8 protein-coding genes are annotated in these 8,164 nt (G+C 43.4%); 1 reads left to right on the forward strand and 7 read right to left on the reverse strand.

Annotated elements, in window-relative coordinates; genetic code table 11:
• Positions 1-1,989: plasma-membrane proton-efflux P-type ATPase (locus AC37HE_RS14595; RefSeq protein ID WP_500783589.1), on the reverse strand; the 1,989-nt coding region annotated here is incomplete at its 3' end.
• Between the two features lie 282 nt (positions 1,990-2,271).
• Positions 2,272-2,739, reverse strand: coding sequence for a pyridoxamine 5'-phosphate oxidase family protein (locus AC37HE_RS14600; protein WP_500783590.1), 468 nt, complete (start codon positions 2,737-2,739; stop codon positions 2,272-2,274).
• A gap of 280 nt (positions 2,740-3,019) precedes the next feature.
• Here AC37HE_RS14600 and AC37HE_RS14605 point away from each other — a divergent pair, with 280 nt between their 5' ends.
• Positions 3,020-3,541: a hypothetical protein gene (locus AC37HE_RS14605; protein WP_500783591.1), complete on the forward strand. Its 522-nt coding sequence runs from the start codon at positions 3,020-3,022 to the stop codon at positions 3,539-3,541.
• A gap of 86 nt (positions 3,542-3,627) precedes the next feature.
• On the opposite strand, the gene AC37HE_RS14610 is transcribed toward AC37HE_RS14605, so the two are convergent.
• From AC37HE_RS14610 to AC37HE_RS14630, 5 genes are all read right to left on the reverse strand, one after another.
• Complete coding sequence (locus tag AC37HE_RS14610; protein WP_500783592.1) at positions 3,628-4,917, reverse strand: pepsin/retropepsin-like aspartic protease family protein; 1,290 nt, start codon at positions 4,915-4,917, stop codon at positions 3,628-3,630.
• 145 nt (positions 4,918-5,062) lie between these two features.
• Positions 5,063-5,767: a hypothetical protein gene (locus tag AC37HE_RS14615; RefSeq protein WP_500783593.1), complete on the reverse strand. Its 705-nt coding sequence runs from the start codon at positions 5,765-5,767 to the stop codon at positions 5,063-5,065.
• A 177-nt stretch (positions 5,768-5,944) separates the two neighbouring features.
• Positions 5,945-6,406, reverse strand: coding sequence for a preQ(1) synthase (queF, locus tag AC37HE_RS14620; RefSeq protein WP_500783594.1), 462 nt, complete (start codon positions 6,404-6,406; stop codon positions 5,945-5,947).
• A 45-nt stretch (positions 6,407-6,451) separates the two neighbouring features.
• Positions 6,452-7,111 carry a 7-cyano-7-deazaguanine synthase QueC gene (gene queC / locus AC37HE_RS14625; RefSeq protein ID WP_500783595.1) on the reverse strand — a complete coding sequence of 220 codons (660 nt, stop codon included), beginning with the start codon at positions 7,109-7,111 and terminating at the stop codon, positions 6,452-6,454.
• A 10-nt stretch (positions 7,112-7,121) separates the two neighbouring features.
• Positions 7,122-7,802 carry a queuosine precursor transporter gene (locus AC37HE_RS14630; RefSeq protein ID WP_500783596.1) on the reverse strand — a complete coding sequence of 227 codons (681 nt, stop codon included), beginning with the start codon at positions 7,800-7,802 and terminating at the stop codon, positions 7,122-7,124.
• Positions 7,803-8,164: the final 362 nt, after the last annotated feature.

Raw genomic sequence — 8,164 nt, forward strand, 5'->3', positions numbered from 1 at the left:
TGCATCATTAAACAGTGCCAGCAACACGATCATAATCGCCGTTACCGGGTAAAAATTAAAGACCAGAATCGCCAGGGTGATAAACAGAAGCACCCGGATGGTTTCAGCAATGCGGTAAATAGCATAACTGTTCATCCGCTGAAAAATCTTCCGGCTCTCTTTCAGAGCATCGATAATAACCGACAGGCCGGGCAAGGTGAGCACAATGTCGGCAGCCGATTTAGCTGCATCGGTAGCCCCTGCAACGGCAATTCCAACGTCGGCCTTTTTCAGCGCTGGGGCATCGTTTACGCCATCGCCAGTCATTCCTACAATATGTTTCCGGCCCTGTAGCAATTCAACAATCCGGTACTTATGCTCCGGAAAAACCTGGGCAAAACCATCCGCCTCTTCCACAATCTGCGCGGCTTGTTTTTCCCCCTTATCCAAAAACAAGGAGGCTTCGCTTATCCGGTTGTTCAAATTCACCTGCTGGGCAATCTGTTTGGCAATAGCCGTATGGTCGCCTGTTACCATTTTCACGTTAACGCCCATGGCCGAGGCGGTTTTAATTGTTTCGGCCGAATCGTCGCGTGGCGGGTCGAACAACGGAATCAGGCCAACATATTCCCATTCGCCCTTTTCATTTGTTCGGGCTGTTCCCAGAGTCCGAAAACCCTTTTCGGCCAGCTCGTCAACCTGCTGATTGATTTCATCGGCAACTTTTTCTTTTTCGCTGTCAGGAAGAAGTGCCAGAATTACCTGCGGTGCTCCCTTCGATATCTTGAATTTTGTCTTGTCAGCCGAAATTGCAGTCGCTTCACTTCTTTTGATCACGGGATCGAAAGGTTTAAAATCCGACACCGTGAATGTTTTCATTTTTTGGGTTGAAGTATCCAGTGAGTTGGTCTTGCTGATAATGGCCGTGTCAATCGGATCGTTATCTTCTTCACGTGAAGCCAATGAGGCATAAACCAGCACATCGTCGGCGGTAAATTGGCCGCGAGGGACAACATCAGACAGTGTCAGTTCGTTTTTGGTGATGGTTCCGGTTTTATCCGAACAAAGAATATCCATCCCGGCCATTTCTTCAATGGCCACCAGTTTGCTCACAATGGCTTTCTTTTTAGCCAATGCCGAAGCACCAACAGCCATCGTAACCGATAAAACCGCCGGAAGTGCCACCGGAATGGCGGCGATGGTTAACACCAGGGCAAACTGAAGTGTATCTAGAAAACTTTCGTGCCGGAAGAACGACACGAGAAAAATCAAGGCAATCATAAAAACAGCCATCATAATGAGGTAGTGGCCAATTTTAACCACCGCCCGCTGAAAGTGACTGACCGTTTTGGCCTCGCCAACCAGTTTGGCGGTACGACCGAAAAAGGTATCGCTGCCGGTTGCTACCACCAGCCCGTCCATTTCTCCCTGCCGAACGACCGAGCCCGAATAGGCCAAATCCGCTTCATGCTTATCTACCGGAAGTGATTCGCCGGTTAACGCTGACTCGTCGGTTGACAGATAGTCACCCGAAAAGAGCTTCAGATCAGCAGGCACCACATCGCCCAGCCGAACACGAACCACATCGCCCGGCACCAGCTCTCGTGCCGGTATTTTCTGCCATTTCCCGTTCCGTTTCACCCGGGCATTCAAAGCCAGCTTCTTTTTCAACTGCTCAATAGCATCGCCGGCTTTATACTCCTGCCAAAACCCAACACTCGCGTTCAACAAGAGTAAGACAAAAATGATCCAGAAATCTTCCCAGTGATGGATCACGGCTGATAAAATAGCAGCCACCTCGATCATCCACGGAATTGGACCCCAGAAATAACTTAAAAACTTAACAATTGGATTGACTTTTTTCTCTTCTAACTCGTTATACCCGTAATCATTTAAGCGTTCTTGAAGAGTTGAATCGGAAAGCCCGTTTTCATCAGAAGAGAACGTTTTAAAGGTATCATTGATGGAAAGTTTTTTTAACTCACCAATGTCTGTAAAAGTCTTTTTCATTTTCTTTCTCCTTTTTTAGTTGAAAGATCATTTACCTTCTACGTAAATTTCACAATTTTACAGGTAAGTGTCAAATGAAGAATACAGAATATTCCACACTAACAACAAGTTTGAATTGAAATAGATTGCAAGTATAGGAAAGATTCGTGTTAAACAATCTTAATTATAAGTCGCTCAAACACAATGATTGTTAATGGCTCTATTCGGGTGAGTCGTCTTTAAACAACAAGAGCTCCCGGAATCTATTAATTCCGGGAGCTCTTGTACATATTTCAGAAATGCTTATTCGAAATATTTTCCGGTAATGCTTTCAATGGTAATTTTAATAATACCGGTTCCTTTCAGCATATTATCCGGGTATTCCTGTCCGGAAAGCTGTGGCGTGTATTTGGCAACAACCTTATTTAACGCTTCAATCTTTTCGGCGGTATCTTCCACCATGGAGGCTTTACCAAAAGCAATCACACTTTGATATTTTGTATTTACATCGCAGGCCTTGTCGTCCAGGATCAGGCCGGCCATCTCTTCAACCTCAAAACAAACCTTATCGTTTGTCTGGATATTCGTTAGTTTTTGGCCGCGGTTTAATCCGTGAATCAGAATTTCGGTTCCCGTAAATACAAAGTGTACCGGTGTTACATACGGAAAACCATCGGAGTTTAGAGTAGCCAGGTGTCCTACAGCTTGTTTTGTCATCAGTGCTTCAACCGCTTCGGCTGAAAGCTGGTGTTGTTTCATTCGGGCTTGCATAATCAGGGTTTGTTTTTATGATTTCTGGTTAATGTGCTTCTGCAAAGCAAGTATTTTACGACGAATTGCATCCTTTTCAAGTCAAAACAAAGACAAAAAGAAAGAATAAAATAAAATTACCTGCCAAACAAAACTGCAACTCCCCCTAAAAAAGCTACAAAATGATTTTTTTATCGGCACAAATTAAACGAAAGAACAAATGTGAGGTCAAAGACACATGCCGGCCGGAAAAAGCTTAAACAGATCGTTTGGGATTTAATGACAATTAAAACAACTAAAAATGGAAATCAAGAAAAAAAGATCAATTAGAAGCACGATGCGGGCTTTACACCGGGATGTCGGGTTCTTCGTCATCGGCATAGCAGTAATCTACAGTTTAAGTGGTTTATTGCTTGTATACCGCGATACCGACCTCCTGAAAAAAGAACAAATAATTGAAAAGACCCTCGCCCCTAATTTATCGGCCAGTGACTTGGAGCAACAGTTACATATTCGTGGATTAAAGATTGAAAAAACAGACGGCAACATCGTATCGTTTTCCAACGGCACCTATAACAACCAAACCGGCGAAGTTAGTTATACCTCCAAATCGCTGCCGGCATGGCTTGAAAAGCTGAACCAGTTACACAAAACATCGAGCCAAAAGTTAACCCACTACGGAGCTATTGCTTTTGGCCTATTACTACTGTTTCTGGCGATTTCCTCGTTTTGGATGTTTAAAGCGGGAACTACTCATTTCAAACGCGGACTGGTCGTAACAGGCATTGGCATCGTAGCTGCGCTGGCTTTATTCATTGTATAGATTCTCCTTGGTTTTTTTTCATAAGTATTTTAGATCACTTTGAAAACGTTTCGGGAAGTTCCCGGGACGTTTTTCTACGTTTACACTCAACGAAACCGAATGGCAGCATCCTTAAAACTAATTACAAACTCGCGAAACTGCTGAATGTAATCCTGTCCCAGGTTCCCGTAAAAATCGTCGCCTACCCCAGTTTTGTTCACATTGAGGCGGATCTTCTTCAGCGTTGCCTTAGCGCCGGCAATCTCGATTGGTAATTTCCGAATTGTATAGCCCTCGAAAGTTGTTTCGCCACCGGCACTCCCGGCATGGAGGTTTTCCCGTTTGTACTTTCGGTCGATCTCGGATTGATACTTCTGGTAAAAAGGAGGAAATAAACTGGTATGTGTTGCTCCGGTATCAAAATGAAAACACAACTGCTCGCCCCGGTATTTCACCGCAACAACAGGCATCAACCCATCGAGAGCAAAGTTGGCATTGTCGTATCGACCGGGGTTTTGTGGTACATGCAGGTTATTGTCTTTATCAATTTGAATTTCCTCCATGGCTTTAATAACCGGAAAACCAATAATCCCCTCGATATGATAATCAATTTGCGGAAAGGATAAGTCCTGATCGTTGAAAACAAGAAAGACAACATTCTTCAGATGAATACCACCGAAAGAAATTTCCGGAGCAACAGCAAGGTCGCTTTTCACCTTTTGCCCGGTTGCTGCAGTCACCTCAAATTGAGTATTTAGGATCTTCAGTCCTAAGCGCTCAGCTACCGAACGCTGCATCACCGAAAAATTAGCACCGGTATCGAAGATCATCGAAAGACTATCATCTCCAATTTGTGTATTAATCCGCAGTAAGCCCATCTTATCGCGGTTTAGTTTGCCATAGAAATCGCCGGTGCGGATAATTTCCTGTTTGGGAGCATCTTTTAAAGCATGCCATATTTTCTGCGAGTTCCGGTACTCCTCAACTTCAGTCGAGTCTAAAAGATCGGCATAAGTAGCGACTATAAACCGGTTGGTATTTTCAGCTTTTGCATACTCAAACAAATCGATATGATTCTGCAGCTTGATGGAATAGATCCGCTTCAACCAATCAGGCGACAAAGGCTGAGGATCAGCTTTCAACAAGTCAGTGATCAGCTCATTCGACTTCGAAGGATGATTAAAAACCGTTTCAAGAATGGATCCAAAGTACATTTCGTAGGCTTTCGGCAAATGCTCTTTGTCCAGCTTGTAGGCATCCCTCAATGCAAAAAAGTCTTTCTGCTTAACCAACTCCTGCAACTGTCCAATCAAATCGGAGGTATTCGTTACTGGTTGTGCACCCGCAGACCAGCTATTCAAGCAAATCAGTAAAAGGCAAAAGACAAAGGTTCTCATTGGCTCGATCTATTTTTGATCCGTCAAAATACCAAAATTGCGCCAATGATTTGAACTGTTTACACCAAAAGATAAAAAGAGTGACTACCAGCTGCAGCCACTCTTTTATCGATCTGTATGAAAAAAATACTAGGGTTGATTCGGTTTAATGAAGTCGCAGTTCAACACCCACATTGAGGTTAAAACGTTGGTAAGGGCTATCGCTGGCATCGGTAAACTTCCGTAAATAAGCATTATACCCCGGCGTAAGGGTAAAGGCAAAATTCTCATTCACATGATATTTAAAGATGGCTTGCAAAGAACCTCCCGCAATACTTTTCGGGTAATAAGTGCCTAAGCCTGAAAACTTACTCGATGATTTATCGCCATCGGTTTTTAAAGTCTTGTAGCTTGCTCCCATCGCAAGTTCGGTAACTAAACCAGGGGATATAAACATTTTAAAGCGGGAATTTTTCCCAAACAACAAATAGTCGAGATGCAGGTTAAAGCCAAAGTAGTTAACCTTCGTTTTGGTATACTCAAAGGTTGTATAACTCGAATTTTCCCACCCGGTCCACCATTGTCCGTAGGCCAGGCGGTGATATTGAAACTCAACACGGGGACGCAGTCGTTCGGTAGCCATAATACCGGCATCGAAAGAAATGTTATAACGTCGCTTAATGGGATCGAAGGTAAAATCGCTGGTTGCTTCCGTTCGCAAGGCATTCATATTATTATCGACACCGGAACTGAGCCCCAGGAAAACATCCCCCACTTTATAAGTATAACTTGATTGGTGCTCATTTTCTTTTTGTGCAAAACTGAATGTAGGGATCAGAATTAGCAGCATTAAGAAGTTCAAAATCTTCATGATTACTTTTTTAAAAGGATTTATTGTTTATTTGCTCCTATAAGTCCATCCGCAGAACCGTTTCCCCTACGTTAAAAAGTATTAAAAACCGGCAACAGCTAAGCCTTACAGCCCCATCAAACAATAAATGAAGACGTTGAAAAATGAAAAAAGCTCCGAAAGTCGGAGCTTTGAAAATTATCGGTTGGTAATTGTTTCGGGATTTAAGTCGTGATTCTGCATTCGGTACCAGGCTAGTTCTTCGAATTTTGTGCCCGCCTTCCCGTAGTTCGAATACGGATCGATGCTGATTCCACCGCGTGGCAAAAATTTTCCCCACACCTCAATGTATTTCGGATCCATAAGTTTGATCAGGTCTTTCATGATAATGTTGATACAATCCTCATGAAAATCGCCATGATTCCGAAAGCTGAACAGATAGAGTTTAAGTGATTTGCTTTCCACCATTTTGGCCCCCGGAATATAGCTGATATAAATCGTCGCAAAATCGGGCTGCCCGGTAATCGGACACAGGCTGGTAAACTCCGGTGCATTAAACTTCACCCAATAATCATTTTCGGGATGTTTATTATCAAATGTTTCCAGCACTTCCGGACTATAATTAAACGCGTAGTTGGTTTCGTTACCTAAATGTTTCATGTTGCAAATTCCAAGTTTTAAGTTCCAAGTTTCGAGTTTAAAGTTCTAGCCTTTCTTGGCGAGATAGTTCTCCAGGCCATTTCGGCGTAATTTACACGAAGGGCAATGTCCGCAACCATCACCGACAATTCCGTTATAACAAGTGAGGGTCTGCGTACGCACCAGGTCAAATACACCTAACTCATCCGATAGTTGCCAGATTTCTTCCTTGTTCTTCCACATCAGCGGCGTATGAATTTCGTAGGGGAAATCCATTGAGAGGTTCAAGGTCTGATTCAGGGAGCGAATAAACTCATCGCGACAGTCGGGATAACCACTGTAATCAGCCTGTCCAACACCTGTCACCAGGTTGTGAATGTCTTTCGACTTGGCATAGATGGCAGCATAGGTCAGGAACAACATATTACGCCCTTCAACCAAGGTATTTGGCGGACGGTTATCCGGCTTATCAGCTTCGACTTCCAGATCCGGGTTTGTCAAGGCATTATTGGTAATCTGTCCCAGCATATCCAGTTTCAGAATTCGCAGCGGAACACCCGCGTCGCCGGCAATCTTAGCGGCAATTTCCAGTTCCAGCTTATGCCGCTGTCCGTAATCGAATGAAATCGCTTCAACTTCGTCAAACTCTTGTTTCGCCCAAAACAGGCAGGTTGTTGAGTCCTGTCCTCCTGAGAAAACTACCAATGCTTTTCTTTTATCACTCATCTTTTCTTCTTTAAATCTGTTTTAAGCGGAAAGGATTGTACGAAACCTCTTCGTCGAAGGTATCAACCCCTTCAATTTCTTTCACCTTATTAACAACCAAAATGGTAAAAGGTAAAATAATTATTTCGTAGGCTGTCTTCAATAACGCCTGGGTAACGACCATCCCTGCAATAACCGACAAGGGGAAAACCCCAACAAATGCGACAAAGATGAAAATCAAAGAGTCGGCTCCTTCACCTGCCAGCGTTGAAACAATGGCACGTAATGAAAACCCTTTCCCTTTGGTCATCAGCTTAAACTTACTCATGACATAGGCATTCAGAAACGAGCCGGTCATGTAGGCCAACAAACTGGCAAACACCAGCCGGATAGAACTCCCCAGAATCGTTTGAAAGGCTTCCTGATGCTCGTAAAAAGGAGCTGCCGGCACACCAATGGCAATGGCAAAGAAAAAAGCGGCTAACACATTCACGGCAAAACCAGCCCAAATAATTAAACGAGCTTTAGCATAGCCCCACACCTCGGCAATCACATCGTTGATGATGTAGGTGATCGGGAAAATCAACACACCTGCCGGAGCCGACCACGGTCCGATCAGGATAATCTTCGATGCTAAAATGTTTGCGATTAACAGACTGGCTGCGAATAATACGCCCGTCAACAGGAATAAAACAGATACTTTATTTCTCATAACTCTTGTTTTTTACGTGGTTATCAAGAACACGTGGTCAATAACTGATCGCAAAGATAATTTATTTTGAATGAATTGATTCCGTTTTTAATCCGTTTTCACGATTTAGCAAATGCGAACCCCAAAGGCGATAAAACCGGAAATCAAAAAGCTTTTTAAGCCCCTACATCGCAATTAATCTCAAACGCTTTTAAGCTTTCCCACCCGATGGTGCCATTTTCAACTGCGTCATTCTACCATTCCAACCTTTCCGCCATACCACTTATTTTTCAACTATTTTTTACCAAATGTGAAAAAATGCAGGGATTAAACATATTACGAAACACACAAATACTGTTTACTGGCGGAGGATTATGTTGTAA

The organism is Mangrovibacterium sp. (genome assembly GCF_059905295.1).